The 20,430-nt window shown below is 42.6% G+C and carries 13 protein-coding genes; 8 read left to right on the top strand and 5 right to left on the bottom strand.

Features of this window, described 5'->3' with window-relative positions:
• Positions 1 to 65: 65 nt before the first annotated feature.
• The 8 genes from dndD (at position 66) to CYLST_RS06525 (ending at position 7,584) form a co-directional block, all read left to right on the top strand.
• Positions 66 to 2,051: a DNA sulfur modification protein DndD gene (gene dndD / locus CYLST_RS06495; RefSeq protein ID WP_015206902.1), complete on the top strand. Its 1,986-nt coding sequence runs from the start codon at positions 66 to 68 to the stop codon at positions 2,049 to 2,051.
• 9 nt (positions 2,052 to 2,060) lie between these two features.
• The gene (dndE, locus tag CYLST_RS06500) at positions 2,061 to 2,447 is read left to right on the top strand and encodes a DNA sulfur modification protein DndE (RefSeq protein ID WP_015206903.1); all 387 of its coding nucleotides are present in this window, start codon (positions 2,061 to 2,063) and stop codon (positions 2,445 to 2,447) included.
• A 135-nt stretch (positions 2,448 to 2,582) separates the two neighbouring features.
• Positions 2,583 to 4,094 carry an AmpG family muropeptide MFS transporter gene (locus CYLST_RS06505; protein WP_015206904.1) on the top strand — a complete coding sequence of 504 codons (1,512 nt, stop codon included), beginning with the start codon at positions 2,583 to 2,585 and terminating at the stop codon, positions 4,092 to 4,094.
• Positions 4,079 to 4,480 (top strand): hypothetical protein, encoded by a 402-nt coding sequence (locus tag CYLST_RS06510; RefSeq protein WP_015206905.1) that lies wholly within the window; start codon positions 4,079 to 4,081, stop codon positions 4,478 to 4,480. Before CYLST_RS06505 ends, CYLST_RS06510 begins: the two co-directional genes overlap by 16 nt.
• A gap of 106 nt (positions 4,481 to 4,586) precedes the next feature.
• Positions 4,587 to 4,754 carry a hypothetical protein gene (locus tag CYLST_RS35105; protein ID WP_015206906.1) on the top strand — a complete coding sequence of 56 codons (168 nt, stop codon included), beginning with the start codon at positions 4,587 to 4,589 and terminating at the stop codon, positions 4,752 to 4,754.
• A gap of 35 nt (positions 4,755 to 4,789) precedes the next feature.
• On the top strand, positions 4,790 to 5,302 hold the full coding sequence (locus CYLST_RS06515) for a GNAT family N-acetyltransferase (protein ID WP_425389076.1): 513 nt from the start codon (positions 4,790 to 4,792) through the stop codon (positions 5,300 to 5,302).
• Positions 5,303 to 5,490: 188 nt separating this feature from the next.
• Positions 5,491 to 6,729 (top strand): RNA-guided endonuclease InsQ/TnpB family protein, encoded by a 1,239-nt coding sequence (locus CYLST_RS06520; protein WP_015206908.1) that lies wholly within the window; start codon positions 5,491 to 5,493, stop codon positions 6,727 to 6,729.
• Positions 6,730 to 6,825: 96 nt separating this feature from the next.
• Positions 6,826 to 7,584 carry a HEAT repeat domain-containing protein gene (locus CYLST_RS06525; protein ID WP_015206909.1) on the top strand — a complete coding sequence of 253 codons (759 nt, stop codon included), beginning with the start codon at positions 6,826 to 6,828 and terminating at the stop codon, positions 7,582 to 7,584.
• 65 nt (positions 7,585 to 7,649) lie between these two features.
• Here the strand turns inward: CYLST_RS06525 and CYLST_RS06530 are convergent, their stop codons facing one another.
• The 5 genes from CYLST_RS06530 to CYLST_RS33140 form a co-directional block, all read right to left on the bottom strand.
• Positions 7,650 to 8,054: a phosphomannose isomerase type II C-terminal cupin domain gene (locus tag CYLST_RS06530; protein ID WP_015206910.1), complete on the bottom strand. Its 405-nt coding sequence runs from the start codon at positions 8,052 to 8,054 to the stop codon at positions 7,650 to 7,652.
• 45 nt (positions 8,055 to 8,099) lie between these two features.
• Entirely contained in the window at positions 8,100 to 9,425 is a 1,326-nt protein-coding gene (locus CYLST_RS06535) for a PQQ-dependent sugar dehydrogenase (RefSeq protein WP_015206911.1), read from the bottom strand.
• Positions 9,426 to 9,488: 63 nt separating this feature from the next.
• Positions 9,489 to 11,807 carry an NACHT domain-containing protein gene (locus tag CYLST_RS06540; RefSeq protein WP_015206912.1) on the bottom strand — a complete coding sequence of 773 codons (2,319 nt, stop codon included), beginning with the start codon at positions 11,805 to 11,807 and terminating at the stop codon, positions 9,489 to 9,491.
• Positions 11,808 to 12,360: 553 nt separating this feature from the next.
• Complete coding sequence (locus CYLST_RS06545; RefSeq protein WP_015206913.1) at positions 12,361 to 13,572, bottom strand: EAL domain-containing response regulator; 1,212 nt, start codon at positions 13,570 to 13,572, stop codon at positions 12,361 to 12,363.
• On the bottom strand, positions 13,550 to 20,332 hold the full coding sequence (locus CYLST_RS33140) for a PAS domain S-box protein (protein ID WP_015206914.1): 6,783 nt from the start codon (positions 20,330 to 20,332) through the stop codon (positions 13,550 to 13,552). The genes CYLST_RS06545 and CYLST_RS33140 overlap by 23 nt, the downstream gene beginning before the upstream one ends.
• Positions 20,333 to 20,430: the final 98 nt, after the last annotated feature.

Below are 20,430 nucleotides of genomic sequence, written 5' to 3' on the forward strand. Positions count from 1 at the left end.
ATTTGTAATATAGCGTAGCCGTAAATTACCTTAACTGATATTTTCTCAACCCACTTACAAGATAAATGATATTTATTGAACTCGTTTTACAAAACTTCGGACCTTACGCTGGGAAACAGGTAATCAATCTTAACCCAAACATCGATGAAGAAAACTCACGCCCAATTATTCTATTAGGTGGCATGAATGGCGGGGGAAAAACTACCCTGATGGATGCCATTCGTCTTGCGCTTTATGGACAACGCGCCCAATGTTCTACCCGTGGTAATTTAAGTTATCCCGATTTTCTCAGCCAATGTGTTAACAGCAAAATAGACCCAAATAGCGACACCCGGATAGAATTGCTTTTTGAACATATCGAAAACGATAAACCAATAAAATACCGTGTCGTGCGTAGTTGGAGAAAAAATCCTAAAGACGGTAAAGATACATTAGGTATTTTGGGTGATAGTGATACATGGCCTGATGCTTTAGTTAATATCTGGGATGAGTATATAGAAAACCTGCTGCCCTTGGGTATTTCTAATTTATTTCTCTTTGATGGTGAACAAGTTAGAAACCTTGCCGAACAGGAAACCCCACCGACTATTGTAATTAATGCGATTCGCGGACTTTTAGGACTAGAGTTAGCAGACAGGTTAGCAGTTGATTTAGATATTTTAGTTAACCGTAAACTCAAAGAAGTTGCTAATACTAAAGATTTAGCAAATTTAGAAGAAATTGAAACTAGGTTAACGCAGCAACAAGAAGATTATCAAACTACAGACCAGCAATTCAAAATTATAGACAATCAGGTATCAGAATTAGAAAACCAGCAGCAGGAAGCTTTTGATAAATTCATTTCTGAAGGTGGTAAAATTGCCGCTGAACGCAATCAATTAGAACTACAGCAGGAAGCTAAAATTGCAGATATAGAACAAGTGCGGCAGTCAATGGCTGAATTAGTCGCTGATGTTTTACCCCTGGCATTAATTCCTAATTTGCTGACTCAGGTGCAAGCGCAGGGAGAAAAAGAATTTCGCCATCAACAGATACAACTCGCTAGGGATTTATTACTTGAGCGAGATCAGCGGTTACTAACTTGGCTAAATCAAGTAGAGATTTCCTCAGCGCAAGTTGAACAAATCCAATCTTTTCTAGTGCAAGATGTAGATAGTTTATACGCAAAATCTCTTCAGACCGAAGCACCTTGGTTATTAGCTGATGAAGAAAGTTTGAGTCAACTGGATAATTCAATCTATCGCTTGCAGAATTCCCGAATTTCTGCACAACAGCAGTTAGCTATTATCAAAAATAAAGAAGAAGAAATTATTACGCTAGAGAGACAAGTGCAAACAGCCGCAGCACCAGAAGATTATAAGAAGTTGCTGAAGGCAGTGGAAGAAGCACAAAATCAAGTTGCTGAAGCTAAAGCTAATTTGGAAAGTACCCGCCGCCGTTTAGCTGAATTAGAAACTATTATTGCCAAGTCGAAAAAGGAATTAAATACATATACTGTAGAAAATATCAAGCATAAAAATAGTGAACATATTATTAATGCTGCGGCTAAAGTTCAAAATACACTAAAGATTTTTCGCGATCGCTTAACTCTGCGAAAACTCAACAAACTAGAGGAGGAAGTGAAAAACTGCTTCCTCTATCTCCTGCACAAGTCAGACTTGGTGCATCGCATCGCCATAGACACCAAGACTTTCAGCCTATCTCTATATGACCTCAATGGTAAACCCGTCCCCAAACATCGCCTTTCCGCCGGCGAAAAACAACTTTTAGCGATCGCCTTTTTGTGGGGATTAGCCAAAGTTTCCGGGCGCAGATTACCAGTAGCCATCGACACCCCCCTCGGCAGACTAGACTCATCCCACCGCAGCAACCTAGTTGAACGCTACTTCCCAGCAGCCAGCCATCAAGTCATCCTCCTCTCCACCGACACCGAAATCGGCAAACAGGAAGTAGAAAAACTCCGAGACAACGAAGCGATCGCACACGAATACCTCCTAGAATACAACTCCTCCACCCGCCAAACCACCATCAAACAAGGTTACTTCTGGTAAACCCAAATTATGGAATCACCAATCGAACGAATTAAACTTTCCCAAGCAGCCAAAGAACAACTGCTCAAACTCAAACGCAGCACCAAAATAGACCAATGGAATATCCTCTGTCGCTGGGCTTTTTGTCGTTCCCTAGCAGAACCAACCGCACCCTCCCCCGTACCAATTCCCCTAGATAGCAACGTCGAAATGACTTGGCGTGTCTTTGGCGGCGAAATCTCAGATATTCTCCTCCTTGCCCTGAAGCAACGTTGCTACAACGATGGTTTAAGTACTGATAAAGAAACCCTTGTCCTGCAATTTCGCCTCCATTTGCATCGTGGCATTGGTTACTTAGCCGGTGATCAAAATATCAAAAAAATTGAGGATTTAGTTGAATTAGCAACGAAAAACTGAAATGTCAGAACATCCTGGATTTGGATATCAGCCCAGAAAGATTATCTGGTGAGAATTAGTGTATAAGTGCAAAATCACACAGCCAATATGGCAAGATAACTGCAATTCGCTCAGGTGAGGAGAAAAGTTGAAAGGATGAATGAAATTCAATCGCTGCGACAAGCGGTTCAAAGCCGTAAGATGGGTGCTTTGTTACTGTTAGGTTTTGCATCTGGGTTACCCTTATTTTTAACCAGTAGAACCTTGCAACTGTGGATGCAAGATGCCAAGGTTGATATAGGTAAAATTACTCTATTTGGGCTGCTGGCTTTGCCTTATTCCCTGAAATTCTTGTGGTCACCCTTGTTAGATAGATTCATGCCACCAGTGCTGGGAGCAAGGCGGGGTTGGCTAGTGGTAACCCAATTAGGATTAGTATTAGCGATCGCCTTTTTGGCATTGCAACAACCAGCCCAAAACGACCAAGTGCTGCAACTGCTGGCGATCAACTGCCTAATCATCACTTTTTTGAGCGCTACCCAAGACATCGCCGGTGATGCCTACCGCACCGACATTTTAGAACCAATCGAATCCCAAGCAGGCGCATCAGTTTGGGTGCTAGGCTACCGCATAGCGCTATTTATCACCAGTTCCCTAGCTTTGGTGTTAGCAGATTATCTACCTTGGAATCTAGTTTATTTGCTGATGGCCGCCTTAATGGCAGGGAGTATATTCACAACCCTTTGGGCACCTCCAGAGCCAAAATTGCCCGCCAACAGCCAAAAAGTTGCACCTCTATCTATCAAAGATGTGATTTTCCTGGTGTTAATCACCGTGCTAGTAGCGGGGTTAATCGCAGGCGTATTTGTCAGCTTTATCCCCTTGCCTGTATTTTATTGGCTGTTAGCAGGGTTGATAGTAGCCTGGATTGGCGCATCTTTGTTATTACCTACATCCCTATTAGGCGAGGTTAGAGAAGATAGTTCCCCTCAAAACTTACAAGAAGCAATTTTCTTGCCATTTAAAGAATTTTTTCACAGATTTGGGCTGACTCAAGCCAGTGTGGTACTAATTTTTATATTGCTATATAAACTTGGTGATTCCCTGGTGGGCATTACAGCAAATTTATTTCTCCGAGAAATAGACTTTACCAAAACTGAAATTGGAGCAATTCAAGCGGGGATGGGCTTTATCGCCACAACCGTCGGCGTATTAGCTGGCGGTGTGATCTTGACTAAAATTGGCTTAAATCGTGGTCTTTGGCTATTTGGTGTGCTGCAATTGTTGAGCAACTTGGGTTATTATGCCCTAGCAGTTGCTGGCAAAAATTACTCTCTTTTGGTGTTGGCAGTTAATATCGAAAACTTCTCTGCTGGATTAGTTACAGTTGCTACGGTGGCATTTTTAATGAATCTTTGTAATCACCGCTTTACAACTACTCAATTTGCTTTATTCTCTAGTTTGATGGCTATTAGTAGAGATGTGCTCTCGGCTCCAGCCGGAAATTGGGCAAAAGCCACAGGCTGGCCCTCATTCTTCTTGTTAACCTTAGTAGCAGCCTTACCCGGATTGTTACTTTTGCCTTTTGTTGCCCCCTGGAACCCTCAACCAGTGGCACTAACCAGACCTGGATTTGACGATGAAGAGGATATATGGGGAACAAAGTAGTTATTTTTGTCGGCACATTCATCCTCTTATTTACGGGTCTATTACTAGGCTACGTTCTCTCACAGCTAGTTCTGGAAAAACTAGCGTTTAATCTCCTCACCTTTCTCGGAACACTCAGCCTAATATTAATTTTTGGGACACTTTATTACGTTTTATTTTGGCAGTTGCAGCGAGACCAATCCCAGTCATTCGATGGCAAGATACTCAACCCAGTAGAAGAGGAAATCAGTGATAGCTATCTGAAAAATAGGCTGATTGTGAGGTTGTCCGGTGACAGCGTTGCTGCTGAAAGGTTAATTGAGCAAGCAAAGCAGAATTATCCTGGGATGCCGGAAAATTGGTATTGTGAAAGAGTTCTTGATGACTTGGATCGCGACCAACGGTAGCATTCTGCTTACCGTCCCCGAAAAATCGCTAAAATAAGTCAAGAAAAGTTTACAAATATTCAGCTAGTGGCTTTTAGCTAAGTCCCTAGCTCTTTGCAACCCAGATATGAATATATTTCGTCAGTACATCGCTCCATTATTTGCTGTGTTGGTGTTCTTCTTTGCCCTCGTGGCAGTCAGTGCCCGGATCTTTTTGCCCTCTGACATGGCAGCACCCGCACCCATTGAAGAGGTAGGAATAAGTCTTGTAACTCCTGACACCTTCAATTTTTGAAGTTTGTATTCCTTACGGCAACTGTAGGCTCTATTTTGAATTCCTTACTACCAGGCTATCAAATTCGCCTTGGCTCCACCGTAGATCGGGCGCTATTGGTAAAGTTCATGCAGCAAACTTACCAAGATATGTTTCCCGACCAGGATTTTTCCCACCTAGCGCGGACAGTCGAGCAATATTTATCTACTGACACGCCCTTGTGGTGGGTGAATGCAGAAACTCAGTCCGTGGAGAAATTGGGCGGTGGAGGGAATTTTCCCCTATATCCAACCCCCGTAGCTTGCCTTTGGGTGGGGAATGCCGTAGATCAAGTGCAAGGCGATCGCCATGCTCACATTTTTCTCCTCTACGTTGTCCCAGAATATCGGCGGCGGGGTATTGGCACAGCTTTGATGCACTATGTAGAGAATTGGGCAACTCAAAGAGGCGATCGCCAAATCGGACTGCAAGTATTTCAATCCAATAAACCCGCCTTAAATCTTTATCATCAGCTTGGATATCAAACCCAATCCCTGTGGATGCTGAAATCACTTTATCCTGAAAAATAAACTAATGCGTAACGTTAAATAAGAAAGTGTACAATAATTTAGCTAATGCCTATTGGGGGTAAATGCAGTTGCAAAAAATTTAGCTAAATTTGCTCAATCTTACTCATTTTTCTAGATAAACATGAATAGTGAGTAATTTTCTGCTATTTTGGTTTTCCATAGAGCTATTTTCATAGTATCATCAAGAAATGAAGCTAGTTGAACGTCATATCATCACAAAAAACCATCCTTTCTGGTCAGAAATTGACCACAAGGCTTTTTTGTCTAAAAATTTGTTTAACTATGCTAATTACCATTACCGTCAATATTTCTTTAAATACCACCAGAAACTAAACTTTAATCAACTCTATCACCAATTATCTCAAACCGACGACTACAAAGCTTTACCAACAAAAGTTAGTAAGCAAATCATTAGAAGATTAGATTCAGCATGGATAAGTTATTTTGCCGCTGTAAAAGCCTGGAAACAAAAGAAAGAGAAATTTTTAGGTCAACCGAAAATTCCTCAATATAAAGATAAAACCAAAGGGCGAAACATCTTACCATATCCTGATGAATCAATCTCGAAAAAAGCCTTAAAAAAAGGAATTTGTCATCTGTCCATGAGTGAAATACAAATTCCCACATCCCAACAGGAAATAATTGAGGCGAGAATTGTTCCTAAAAGCAGTTGTTATCTGATAGAAATAGTTTATGAAAAAATGGAGGAAACCACTAATAATCAACAAATAGCAGGCATAGACTTAGGAGTTAATAACTTAATGGCTGTAACTACAAATCAAACAGGTGTAGCACCTATTTTGATTAAAGGCAGACCAATAAAAGCGATTAACACCTTTTATAACAAACAACGTTCCTGGTTACAATTTCAGCTAAAAATCCCACATAATCAAACCAACTCGCAGAGATTAAAAAATCTCACTCATAAGCGAAACTGTCGAGTAGAGAACTATCTACATACAGCAAGTAGAAAAGTAATAGATTGGTGTGTGCAGCATCAAATAGGAATCCTGGTGATTGGGCATAATGCTACTTGGAAACAAGAAATTAATTTAGGAAGAAAAAACAATCAACAATTTGTGAGTATTCCTCATGATAGGTTAAGAGAAATGTTAACCTATAAAGCCCAATTAAAGGGAATAAAAGTCATCATCACGGAAGAATCTTATACATCCCAAGCTAGTGCTTTAGATGGGGATAAGTTACCTAAGTATGGGGATAAAAAACCTCAATTTACGGGAAAAAGAATAGCCAGAGGATTGTATAAAACCGGGGACAGTAGGTTAATAAATGCCGATATTAATGGGTCATTTAATATCATCAAAAAAGTAATTCCTGATGTCTTTGACCAAGGAATAAAGGGTTTGCCGTTTAACCCTGTGGTGCTAGATCCACTACGAATGACTAGGCTTTCAAACTTTGAGTAAGTTTGAGTAGGTTTGGTTGAGCGGTTTTGCTTTTTGGCGTGGAGGGCTAATCAACATCTGTATGTTGATCCCTAGCAGGGATGGAAACGAAATCATATGTATGACGAAGACGACCTAAGCCTACTCGATATTGAGGTGGAGCTAGAAAGCCCCCTAGATCAAATAGAGCCGCTAACTGCTGAGTCAGAAGTGGCAAAACCCGATCCAGAATTAATGCTAGCCCTCCTGGAAAATCCTCAGCCCCAGCAACGGATGCTAGCAGCACGCGCCTTTTCTGACATTGAAGACGCACGCGCTATCCCCCATCTAATTCGCCTATTAACTGATAACTGTCCCTTGGTGCGAGTGAGCGCAGTATATGGTATCGGACGCAACCCTAGCCAAGATGCAGTAGACCCGTTAATTGCCCAACTGAACCGGGATTGGAATGGCTACGTGCGTAAAGGTGTAGTTTGGGCTTTAGGAAACTGCCGCGATCGCCGTTCGCTAGCACCCTTAGCAGACGCCTTAAAAACTGATATCCCCGCAGTGCGTTTGTGGGCTGCTAGTGCCCTAGCACAGATGGCATCTGTGAGTTATGAAGCAGTTGTCGGGGCAATTCCCCCACTGATAGAAGCCTTAGTTCAAGACCCCATAGAAGCAGTGCGGAGTAACTGCGCTTGGGCAATCGGACAGCTATGCCGCGAACTCCCTTCTAACGTAGTCTATGCCACAGCCATCGATGCCTTGATTCAAGCCTTTGCCGAAGACCAAGATTTGGGAGTGCGAGAAGACGCCAAAGCCTCACTTTTAGGAGTGGGTGACCCCCGTGGCTTGCAGTTGATTGAAACTTTAGAACAAGAAGGGTGGTTTTGATTTTGATTTGGGTGAAGCTAGAGAAATCTGTACCCACCACATTATCTAGCTCTACCCGTTTAGCCTTAACTTTCAGCTATAGATTTGACCACATTTAGGTCATAAGGACGCTCTGTATCATCTTCACCCAAATACTCACCATTTTGAATTTCTAAAATAACTAAGGGAATAAATCCTGGATTTTCGACCTTATGCAAGGTTGCAGCCGGAACATAAGTTGACTGATTGCGATTCAATAATATTTCATCATCTCCACAAGTCACCTTGGCTACACCAGATACTACAACCCAATGTTCATTACGGTGATAATGGATTTGGGGTTTAATACTGTGTCTAGGCTTGATTTCAATCCGACTAATTCTATAGTTTCCTCCCTCCTCTATCACCTCCACGTTACCCCAGTAGCGTATACCCGAATGTGAAGAAGATTGATTGATATTTACCTGCGGATTATTCTCATTCTCAGTCATAACTAATTTCCGGACTAAATAATATTATTCATTATTCCCAAAACCCTATCTTCCAACTTCCCTATACTGAATCCGGTAAATCCGATTATTAGCTTCTTCTGTTATCAAGAGGCTGCCATCAGGCAACACAAGTAACCCCACCGGTCGCCCCCAAGTGCTGGGAATGGAGGGATTAAGCAAAAATCCCGTGAGAAAGTCTTCATAGTAGCCTTGTGGACGACCTTTGAGATCGAAGGGGACAAAGACAACTTTGTAACCACTGCCGCGATCGCGATTCCAAGAACCACGAAAAGCCACAAAAGCACCATTGCGGTATTTTTCAGGAAACCTCTGACCATCATAAAACTGCAAACCCAAGGCCGCCGAGTGCGCTTGGAATAACACCGATGGTGTGCGGGTACGGGCTACCAAGTCTGGGCGTTTACTTTTGCCATTTATTTTCTGACGGGGGTCGAGGTTATTTGGTCTCAGGTAAGCATAGGGCCAGCCGTAAAATTCTCCCTGCTGGATGCGTGTGAAGTAATCTGGTACCAAATCATCACCGATACCATCCCGTTCGTTGACAGTGGCGTAAAGTTCCTGGGTTACAGGGTGGAAGTCCAAACCAACCGGATTACGCAAACCAGAGGCAAAAGTCTGCTGTTGAGAACCATCCAAATTCATCACCTGCACCGTAGCCCGTGGTAGTGGTTCTTCATCTACGTTGGAACGGGAACCAACGGAGACATATAGCTTTTTGCCATCAGGTGATACCACCACATTCCTCGTCCAGTGCTGATTATAACCACCGCCTGGAAGGTCAGCAATTTTTTCACCCGCACCTGTGAGTTGCTGTTGACCTTTGGTGTAGGGAAACCGTAAAACTGCATCGGTGTTACCCAAAAAGAAGGAATTATTTGCAAAAGCCATGCCGAAGGGAATATTCAGTCCGTTTGTGGCACTAGCAAAAGTTTGACGGATATCAGCCACCCCATCAGCGTTAGTGTCACGCAACAGGAGAATCCGGTTTTTCTTGGTTTCTGTGACTAACACATCACCACTGGGGGTTAAAGCCAGCCAGCGGGGAGCATCTAGTCCTTCGGCAAAAACGTTAACTGTAAATCCTGGTGGTACTCGCAGCAAAGGGTTTTGCGGAATTGACACCACCTGAGGCGGTTTGGAGGCACTATCCGTGGCAAAAGGTGCTGGTAAATTCTTGAGGTTGATGCGGATGGGTGTAGGTGAAAGTGGTTCAGTACGGATGGTTTTTAGCGACTGTGTAGGATTCTGCGCCAGTTTGGGTAAAGGTGCAGAATCCAAAGAAGCACGAGTCTGGCTACACGCTGTGCTTAGTAACAAAACTGATAACAAAAAACACCCAACAAGTTTCATAGCAGCAAAAATGATACACAGCGTTCCGAATGTAGACTGAAGATTTGATGATTGTCGCCAGTCTCAAGTCAGATTTTTATTTTCGATTAAAAATAAACTTTTCTTGATGGAGTCTCGCACCTGAGGAGTGACATTAGCAGCACTGTTGAGGCAATCTAGCAGTAATTTGTTAGCATCCCAGTATTGTTGTAGATGCTGCCATTCTTCTGGGTTGAATTGCCAATCATCACCAATAAGGCGATCGCTAATCATCACAGTTCGCAATTTCTCAGCCCAAGCTTGTCCATTAGCCTGCCACCATATTTTTAGCGCTTGTCTGCCATGATTCGGGGAGGGTAGCTGATTTCTTAGTTCTTGCAGCAAATTTTGTAAAGACGGTTCATTCTCTAGCAGATGCTGAAGATCCAGTGCTAAACATATAGCCGAGAAACGTTGGAAAAAAATCTCAGCAGTGATCGCCAGACTCACACCTAGAGCATGAATCAGAGCCAGATCCAAGGCTAGATCAACGGCAAGATTACCAGCCAACCGATGATCCAACGTGATCGCCAAATTGTGGTTACGGGCTAGAGGCTCTTCTGGGGGTAAGGCAATAGTAAAGTAAAAAGCACGCACACTAGCTGGGTGATAGGGTGTATCTACTGTCAGAGATTTTTGCCATACCCAGTTCAGAAAATCCTGTAATTTTGGATTGGCGATCGCTAAAGCATTAACTTTTTGTTTCATTAAATGCAATAAATCATCAGCAGGTTGCAACATTTCTACAGTAAGTAAAAATACTTCCCGCCAACGCTTTTCAACAAAGTGCGTCACGAATTCAGACAAAGTTTGACTATTGGCATGGGCAACAATTTCTCTAGCAGTGAAATACTCTTGAAAAGTTAAATGAGAAAAAGAATAAATGCCCCGTGCTCTGGCGATTAATAACCCATGTTGCTCCTCAATTGCTTTTAAAACAGCCCCACTCTCTAATTCCAAAGCATCTGCATCAGTGCTTCCTTGAGGAAGTTGGCGTAAATATCCGGCTATCAGTTGCCGCATTTTAGTTTCTGGCAGAAAGTAATCCCCTTGGGCAAAAGTAATTGCTGCTACATAACTGAGCAACTTAATTTTATGTAGCAACGACAAATCACCATAAATCTGATCTCGTTTAATCCCCCTAACTTCATCCCAGCGAACCAACAGCAGATTCAATCCTTGTTTATAAAGTTCAGCGCGGTTAGTTGGAAAATCTTCTATAAACTGAAATACTAAGCAGGTGAGATTCAGCAAAATTGGTGTGGAAGCTAACTCCAAAATTTGCCCATTTTCTGCCTGTTCTAGCTTTTTCATAAATTTATCTGCTAAGGTGTTGGCATCTGCTGGAGTATTCTTCGCGACTGCCAAAAACCATTTTTGGGCAAAAGCAACAATTTGTAATTTAGTAAAATCAGCAATTTCAACTTCGGTAAAACCCTGAAATTTATAATATTGACTAGCGATTCGACAAGTGATTATTATCTTATTTTTATAGTACTTATCAATAAATATATGAATTTTATTGATAATTTGACTAGCATCTTCGGCAATAACTTCATCTAAACCATCTAGCAAAATAAGAGCTTTACCATGAGCTAATACTGTAATCAGTTCTTGCTCGGAAATGCCTAGATTTATAAAGTATTCACTCAGGTAGTTACATAAACTAATATGGGTGAGGAGTCTAGTATCCTCAGCCAGGTTTTTCAGACTGATAAAAATTGGTAGATAATCCGCTTGAAACAGTCCTTGATTACAACTAATAGCAAGTGATTGCAAAAATGTAGTTTTACCAGAGCCTGGCTTTCCCAATACCATCAAATGGGAATATTTAACAACTGCATCTATCCCCCAAACTCGTTTTTGATGTACTTTGCCTAAGCTAAAGCGGTCAAACTCATTGAAGTCAATTTTTGGCAGATTGCTAATTTCTAGCCATTTTTGATGAGTAATTTCCTCTAGGATATTAACATCAACATAAAGCTCATTTAAGTTAATAGGTTTGGCAATATCCAAAAGGTAAGAAGTACCGCACTGGGATTGAATTTTTTCGTAGTGCTCAGACCGCAGTTTTTGTACTAAGGCATCAATATTTAGACTGTGATCAGTAGGGATATCTACAGTGGTGGATTCATCGACAGCAGGCTTTTGAGCAATTTCTGAAGGGTCTAGCTCTAGGATAAAACATATATCATGGAAGGCATGGCGGTCAATAGGCTTACCAGTAAAAAACTTCCAAATAGGCTGGCGAGTTTCTAAACCTACTTCAGCAGCTAAATATTCTTGTGTCCAGCCTTTGCGCTTAAAAGCCTGTTTAGCTTTTCTCACGCCTTCATCTGATGCTTGAAGCGATCGCTTTGCCATTACCTTACCACCCCGCTAGATACTGATTTGCCTGTTCTTATACAACTAATACAATTAATCCAATTAATACATCAAGTTCAACTAAAAACCTAACATAATCTCAAACATCAACAGTTCATAATAGTGTGAAGTCAGCCAAATATATATACCCAACTAGCTTATGGCATTGCTTCGCAAGACTTTTGTCTATTGAGCAATGCCCAAGCTTTCACTCGTGCCGACAAGTATTGCAATTGCCTACCGCACAGCATTCTACGCAATCGTTGCCAGTAGGCATTGAGTACCATCGTCTCACAACTCAAACAGGACTTAGGCACTATCAAACTTTTATCTTGTTTATGTGGAAATTATTAAGTTACGTTAAATATTCTGGTGCAGGCGCATACTCATGTTTGCTCAAAATAATAAAAACTTGAGCAGTTATAACTTTTGAGTTTAATTAATCTTAATTTATCAACAAGTAGCAATACTCAACATCAGGCAAATCATGAATTAAGAATAACCTGATGCCTGCCGCTGTAAATAAAATAGAATAATTAAACCTGAATTTTGCTTAGATAGGCAAGGTTTTATCAGTCAACAAAAAGTTTTCAAATTCTCTTATAGTTAAAGGACGACTGTAGAGAAAACCTTGCATAGAATCACAGTTATTTTGGCGTAAAAAAGCTAGTTCAGCTTCTGTCTCTACGCCTTCAGCAATTATTTGTAAATTTAGATTGTGACCCATTTGAATTAATCCCTTTGTAATCGCTGATTTTTGGTAGTCACTGGCGACATTATGAATAAAATAGCGGTCAATTTTTAGGGTATTAATTGGCAATTTTTTCAGATAAATCAAAGAAGAATATCCTGTCCCAAAATCATCTATTGCGATTTTCACCCCAAGGGTTCGCAATTTATTCATAGTAGTAATTGCGCTATTAAAATCTTGCATGATCATGCTTTCAGTCAGTTCTAATTCTAGGCAATGAGGTGCCAAACTGTTGATTTCTATAAGGTTAAGTATTTCATGAATTAAATCTGGTTGATTAAATTCAATTACCGACAAATTTACAGCAATAGTCAAGGCAGGAATTCCGGCATCATGCCAGGTTTTTATTTGTTGACAGACCCGGTTTAATACCCATTTACCAATAGGAATAATTAAACCAGTAGACTCTGCTATAGGAATAAATTCAGTCGGTGAAACCATGCCTAACTCAGAATTTTGCCACCGTAATAAACTTTCAGCAGCGACTATTTTACCTGAAGCAATATCGACTATCGGTTGATAATAAACCTCGAATTCTTGAAAATTTTCTTGATTTAGCGCCCGGTGTAAACTAACTTCTAATAACTGCATTTTGGGGGTTAATTTATTAACCGGAGTCTGAGTTGATAAATATTTCTTTAAAGTTGCATGTTTTTCCAATCTGTTCATGATTGCACTTAATAACTCAGCCCTAGTGAAAGGCTTAGTTAGATAGTCATCTGCACCCATATCCATACCTTGACGAAAGTCAGCCTTGGCAGATTTAGCAGTCAAGAAGATGAAGGGTATTGTCGCTGTTGATGGATCTTGGCGTAATGCGGTAAGTACTCCATAACCATCAACTTCTGGCATCATCATGTCGCACAAAATTAAATCGGGAATTTCGGAGACAGCCAAATTTACACCAACTTTACCATTGGCAGCAGCAATAGTCTCGAAATCCTCAGCCGCTAGCAAATCCAAAAGATTCTCCCGAACTGATTCTTCATCTTCAATTACTAAAATCTTGGGCATAATCGTCCTCAGTTTGTATTGAGTTATTTAATGGTAAATTGACAGTAAACTTTGTACCAACTCCCAACGTGCTAATGACAAAAATATCACCTTGGTGGATTTCTACACAGTTTTTTACAATCGCTAGCCCTAATCCAGTTCCTAGGATATTACCAACATTCCTGGCGCGATGAAAAGATTCAAACAAACGCGGTAAGTCTTCTTCTGGAATGCCTATTCCCTGATCTTGAATTTCCAACACTGCTCGCCCATCCTGACAAGTAAGAGTAAATTTACCAGTGCTGCTATCTGGGGAATATTTGATTGCATTCGAGAGTAAGTTACTCAGAATATGCCCCAGCAATTTGTCATCCATGCAGCAGGGCATAGATTCATAATCACTAGTAAAAGAGATTAAATTATGATTGCTTAAATTCATCTGCATTTCTTCCACTAATTGACGGCAGTATTCGACCAAATCGAAGTGGGTTGGTCTATACTCTAATCTTCCCGCTTCCACCTTGCCAATTACCAATACATCATTCAACATTTCAGTCATGCGTTTGACGGCAGTTTGAATCCGGTGTAAGTGAGTGAGTTGTTTTTCTTGTGTCCATTTGTGGCTGTAGTGTTCTAGTAACTCAGAGGAAGAAAGGATAGTACTTAATGGGGTGCGGAATTCATGGGAAGTCATGGAGACAAAGCGGGATTTAAGTTCATTGAGTTCTTTTTGTTTGTCTAGTGCTACTCTCAGTTCTTGTTCTAATTGTTTGCGATTTGTGATGTCTGCCCAGTAGCCAACAAGTTCTAGTGGGTTGCCAATTTCATCTCGGACTACCTTACCTTGGTCATAGATCCAGCGATAGGTATTATCTTGGTGTAAAAAGCGATATTCTAGACTGTAACTTCCTACCTCCAATACCTTTGAAAGTTTGGCAAGCACCTGTGGTGAGTCTTCTGGGTGGATGTGACTAAACCAAAAGTTAGAATCTTCTACAAATTCCCGTGCTTCATAGCCCATCATGGCGGTGACATTTTCACTGACGAAGATAGAACCGAAATTGCTAGAAGTCTTGCAGGTATAAATCACCGCTGGACTAGAACTGAGCAAATATTGTAACCGCTGTTGGCTGATCAGTAATGCCGTTTCTGCCTGCTTGCGTTCTGTGATATCGGTTTGGATGCCGATGTAGTGGGTGAGTTCACCGTCAGTGTCATAGACGGGAGAAATATTTAACTCGTTCCAAAATAAGCTGCCATCTTTCCGGTAATTACGTAAAATTACCGTGCAGTCTTTTCCTGATTGCACGGCAGCCCGGAGATATGTTAACTCTGGTTGACTGATATCAGCACCTTGGAGCAAACGGCAGTTTTGCCCGATGACTTCAGCCGCTGTATAGCCTGTCATGCGTTCAAAAGCAGAATTGACATATATCAGTGGTTTATCGGGAATAGTGACATCGGTAATCACGATGCCATGACGGCTGGCTGCGATCGCGCGATCGCGCAATCGCAAACTTTCTTCTGCCTGCTTGCGCTGGGTAATATCAGTATAAATATTAACTTTTCCGACAATTTTGCCAGTGGCATCTTTAATAGCATCAGAACGTAAATAAATTTGGAGAATTTGACTACAGCGGGTTTGCATTGTCACCTCACCACGCCAAGACTCACCCCTCTGGATAGTAGCCAGTATTTTTTGATGCTCTTGAGGCTTCTGAAAAATTACTGTTATTCCCCCTGCAACCTGCAATTCTTCTAAGGTGTACTGAAACAGTTCGATAAATGCGGGATTGACGTAAATACCCTCACCTGTGATGTCAGCCATACTAATGGCGTCGCTGCTGCTTTCTATCGCTTTGCGAAAGCGTAACAAAGACTCTTCAACTAATTTGCGCTCAGTAATGTCGCGGGTTACTTTAGAGAAGCCGCGGAGCTTTCCAGTTTGATCGCGTAATGCCGTTAAAATACAATTTGCCCAAAACTGTGAGCCATCTTTGCGGAGAAAAACGCTCTCACATTCACACCGACCGTCCGCCGCTGCTAACTCTAATTGTTGCTTGGGCAGAGCTTGAGCAATTTCTTCTGGTAGGAAAAAGCATGAGAAATTCTGGCCGATGATTTCTGCTGCTTGATACCCAGTCATACACTCTGCCCCGGAGTTCCAACTCATCACCCGTCCCTGAGGATCGAGCATATAAATTGCGTAGTCTTTGACGCCTTCCACTAACAAGCGGAAGCATTCTTCGCTGTGGCGCAATTCTTCGTCAGCGCGTTTGCGGTCTGTAATGTCTGTGGAGATGCCACCAACAGCATAAGTGACACCATGAGCATCTTTTAAAGGAAACTTTACTGTTAAGTAGGTGTGTAATCCATCTTGGTGGGGGGCAACTTCTTCGGTTTCTATGGGGATGCCACCTGCTATTACCTGGTGGTTATTTACCATAAACTTGTCAGCAAACTCACGCAAAAAAACATCATATAAACTTTTACCTGCAATCTGCTCTTGAGTGATGTTGAATAGCTTTTCATACTGGCGATTGACAAGCATAAATCTACTTTGAGTATCTAATGCATAGATCACCGCTGGGGAGTTATCCAAAATTGCCTGTAGCTGTTGTTGTGTTTCCCGCAATGCGGCTGCTTCTTGCTGGCGCTGGGTGATATCTCGACTCATGCCGCGATACCCTCTGAATGTACCTTCAGAATCAAAGACTGGAACTCCGCTAGTTTCCAGCACCACTAAATGACCATGTTGATGAATTTGGATGTTTTCCAGGCATTGAAATGGTTGCGGTGTCGCAAAAACCGTGGTAAAGGCGTGAGCAACAATGCTGAGTTTTTCTGGTGGCATGAAGTCCAGGGGTGTTTTCCCTAGGACTGCTTCTGCTTCGTAACCCAAGATGTCGCGTACCTTAGGACTGACATAGGTATAGACGGCGTTTTCATCGACTTCCCACACCCAATCACTGCTGGCTTCGACTAAGTTGCGGAACCGTTCTTCACTGTCTTGCAGAGCGGCTTCGGTTTGTTTGCGCTTAATGCCAATGGCGATCGCATCGGCAGCAATTAAGAGTGCTTTAAAAGTAGATTCTGTGAGTGCTTGGCGGCAATACATAGCTATCACCCCTAATGTTTCACCTTCAACAATCAAGGGATAGCAAGCGTTGGCAATTATCCCCTCTTGCTTGGCCCACTCTTGATTACTGATGGGAGAATCGTCCTGCACAGTGTTGCTCAATTCGGCAAAGCCGAATTGAGAGATCAAACCTATTTTGAATTGACCGATTGGTATCCGGCTATGGGTGTCGTCAATGTGGGTGTAAATTCCCGAACTGACTTGCAACTCAAGTACTTTTTCATCTTTGTTCAGTGTCCAAATGCGAGCAACCGTTGCATCGAGATGCTTGACTAAAGCCTCGGTGCAGCCGCGCATCATACTTTCTAAATTCTCATTTTGGGTGAGAACAGCGTCTACATCGGCACGAAAATCTGCTAGCCGCACTCGTTCTGCCAACGCCGCCTCTGCCCGTTGGCGTTCTTGTAGTGCCGCTTGTTGTTGGCTAATATCGGTGATCGTGCCAATGTAAGCGATCGCTTGTCCTCGGTCTGTTCGTTCGGCAACTGCTTGACCAAAAACCCAACTGAGACTACCATCAGGACGCTGAAACCGATATTCTGAGCGGAATAGTAAATTTTGTGATACAGCTTGATGCCACTCTGCGATCACCCGTTCTCTATCTTCTGGATGAATAGCCGCAAGCCAGCCAACTCCCGCTGATTGGTGTTTTTTCAGTCCAGTAATTTCGCTCCAGCGATCGTTCACGTAAAGGCAATTTCCTTGGGCATCAGTGCGGAATAGACCAACGGGTGAGATGGTAGCTATTGTGTGATATCGCCGTTCACTCTCCCGGAGGGCAACTTCGGCTGATACGCGATCGTCGATATCTGTATTTGTCCCAAACCAATTTAAGATTTTTCCTTGGCGATCGCGCAAGGGTAAAGCGCGGATCAGATGCCAAAGATAGTTTTTGTCACCACCTCTGAGCAAGCGACATTCTATTTCCAAGGGTGTGCCTGTGACTATGGATTTTTGCCAAAGGGCCATATACCTGGGCTGATCTTCTGCATGTACCCATTGATGCCATTCCCAGCCGAAGATTTGCTCTTGGTTGCAGGCAAAGAAGTCGAGAGTCCGTTGGTTAACATACTCAATGCTGCCATTTGCTTGAGTAATCCAGACTTTTTGCGGAATGGATTCAGCCAAGAAGCGAAAACGCTCTTCGCTTTTTTCTAAAGCTGCCTGCGCTTGTTTCCTGGCGGTGATATTTTCCAAAGTGCCTAGCATCCCCACCACATTGCCTTCAGTATTATGCAATGGGACTTTGTTTGTTTCTAGCCAAATTTGACTGCCATCTGCTTGCTGTTGCGGTGTGATGATTTGATATTGCGGTGTGTTCGTCTTCATCACCTCGGCATCACAGGAGTAATAAAAATGTGCTTCTTCCTGGCTGAAGCGTAAATCATAGTCTGTTTTACCAACGATATCTTCTAGATTGTCAAAGCCAGCCATTTTAGCAAAGTTGCGATTACAACCCAAGAAGACGGAATCTATGTCTTTCCAGAAAATACTATGGGGGATAGTATCCATAATTAGCTGCAACATTTTCTGGGATTGCCGCAACTGTGCTTCTACCATTTGCCGATCGCTAATTTCTGAGACTAGCTGGTGATTGATTTGCTCTAAGGCAATTGTGCGTTCAGCCACACGCATTTCTAGCTCAAGGTTTGCCTGTTGTATGTCTGCTTGCGCCTGCTTGAGATCGCTAATGTCCCGTCCTTCGGCAATCAACAGCATCACTAAACCTGTTTCGTCGGTGAGTGGCTTGAGAGAAAAGTCAACGGTTCGCACTGTTTGATCAGCACCGAGGGCATCAACTTCGTAACGGACAAATTCACCGCTAGCGGCGATCGCGATCGCTTCTTTGAGTTGGTTTTGCGTTTGGGGAGCAATCGACCACCACCGCGTTTCCCAAAATCGATGTCCCGCTACATCTTCTGGCTGTAGTCCCCCAAATTCTAATGCTGTTTGGTTGGTTTCAAGAACAATGCCTTCTGGTGTGAGCAGCGCCGTAAACTGGAATGTCCCGTTGAAGATAGCGCGGAATCGTCTTTCGCTCTCGGCTATGGCTGCTTCTGCCTGCACACGATCAGTAATATCCACCGAAACGCCAATCAGGCGAGTTGGTTGGCCTGTGCTATCCCTCAGAACTATAGCCCGTGTCAGCAGCCATTTGTACTCCGACGGTTGCCCTTCTATCAGTACTCGATACTCTACCTCCAAGGAACCAAGATTAGCGATCGCCAAAGAGTTAGCATGATCAACATCTTGCCGATCATCCGGATGTATGCCGCTCAGGTATTCAGCGTAAGATATTTCTTGAGTTTTTCCTGGTTCACCAACCATACTCAAGAACAATATCCGGTCATTGTTCAGATTCCGCTCCCAATAAATTGTGTTGGTAGCTTCCAATGCCAATGTTAAACGGGTGGCGCTTGCCTGCAATGCCTCAAAAGCTTGCTGGTGCTCGGTGATATCTTCAGCAATTCCCGTAAAGCGGTAAACTTCACCCCGATCATTGCTGACAGGAAAGGTTTTTTCGGAAATCCAGCGCATTTCGCCGTTGGGGCGGAAAATCCGATATGCTTCGTTGAAAGATTTTCCTAATTTTAGATTTTCTATCGCTTCAATATAGCGATCGCGGTCTTGGGGATGAATCGACTCATAATAGTTTTGGGGATTTTCGTAGAGGCGATCGGCACTTCTGCCCCAAATTTTTTCGTAAGCTGGGCTAATGTAATATAAATTGTGCTGTTTAGCGTCTCGGACAAAAAAAACTTGAGGAATATTTTTTGTTAGTTGTTGAAATAGCTCTTCACTCGAACGCAGCGCTTCTTCAGTTTGTTTGCGAGCAGTGATGTCCCGTTGCACAGCCACAAAATGAGTGATTTTCCCCTGTTGATCTTTAATCGGGACTACATTGATCTCCACCCAGTATGTAGAGCCGTTTTTGTGGTAGTTAATTAATTCCGTCCTGATCGGTAAACCAGCTTGGAGAGCGGCGCGAATTTTTGCTAGTTGGGTGCGAGAAGTTTGCTCACCCTGTAAAATGCGCGGTGTTTTCCCCATCACTTCACCAACTGCGTACCCGCTCATCCGAGTAAAAGCGGCATTAACATACAATATCCGCAGACCGAATGGTTCCTCTGGTATGACCGCTTCCGTAATGATAATAGCATCGTTGGCATTAACCACTACTGACTCTAGCAACCGCAGTCGTTCTTCTGTTTGCTCGTATTTACCCTTGTTTGCCGCTGTTGCTGCTGCCATCGCTTGACAAATACTTTCAGCGGTTATTGTCCCAACAAATTGACCTTGGTGATCGATTACTGGCACTAACCGCAACTGATCTTGGAGTAACAGTGAAAGTATCGACGCCAGATCATCAAAATCAGACACCTTCACTGTCATAGCTGTAGACATAACTTCAGAAATTTTGGCTGTACTGAAGTCAACCCCTGAAGCTACTAGCTGCACCATATCTTGTTCTGTAAAACACCCCAATATCAGCGAAGCTGATTTTACCAAGACACCTTTGCCCCGCATCGCCATGAGTGCGATCGCATCTAATACAGAAGTTTCTGGCGCCACAGTCAGCGGCGAAAAGTCAATAACTGACTCCAAGCTTTGTAGCACGAGATGCTGAGGTAAGGCTTGCATAGTTTATGACAACAGCTATCATCAAAAAATAGTTATCTGAAGCAGCTTATTGATTTAAATATCTTTTAATATTGTGGCGCAAAATTTGGAACAAGATC

The sequence above is a fragment of the Cylindrospermum stagnale PCC 7417 genome, from assembly GCF_000317535.1.
Classification (GTDB): Bacteria; Cyanobacteriota; Cyanobacteriia; order Cyanobacteriales; family Nostocaceae; genus Cylindrospermum; species Cylindrospermum stagnale.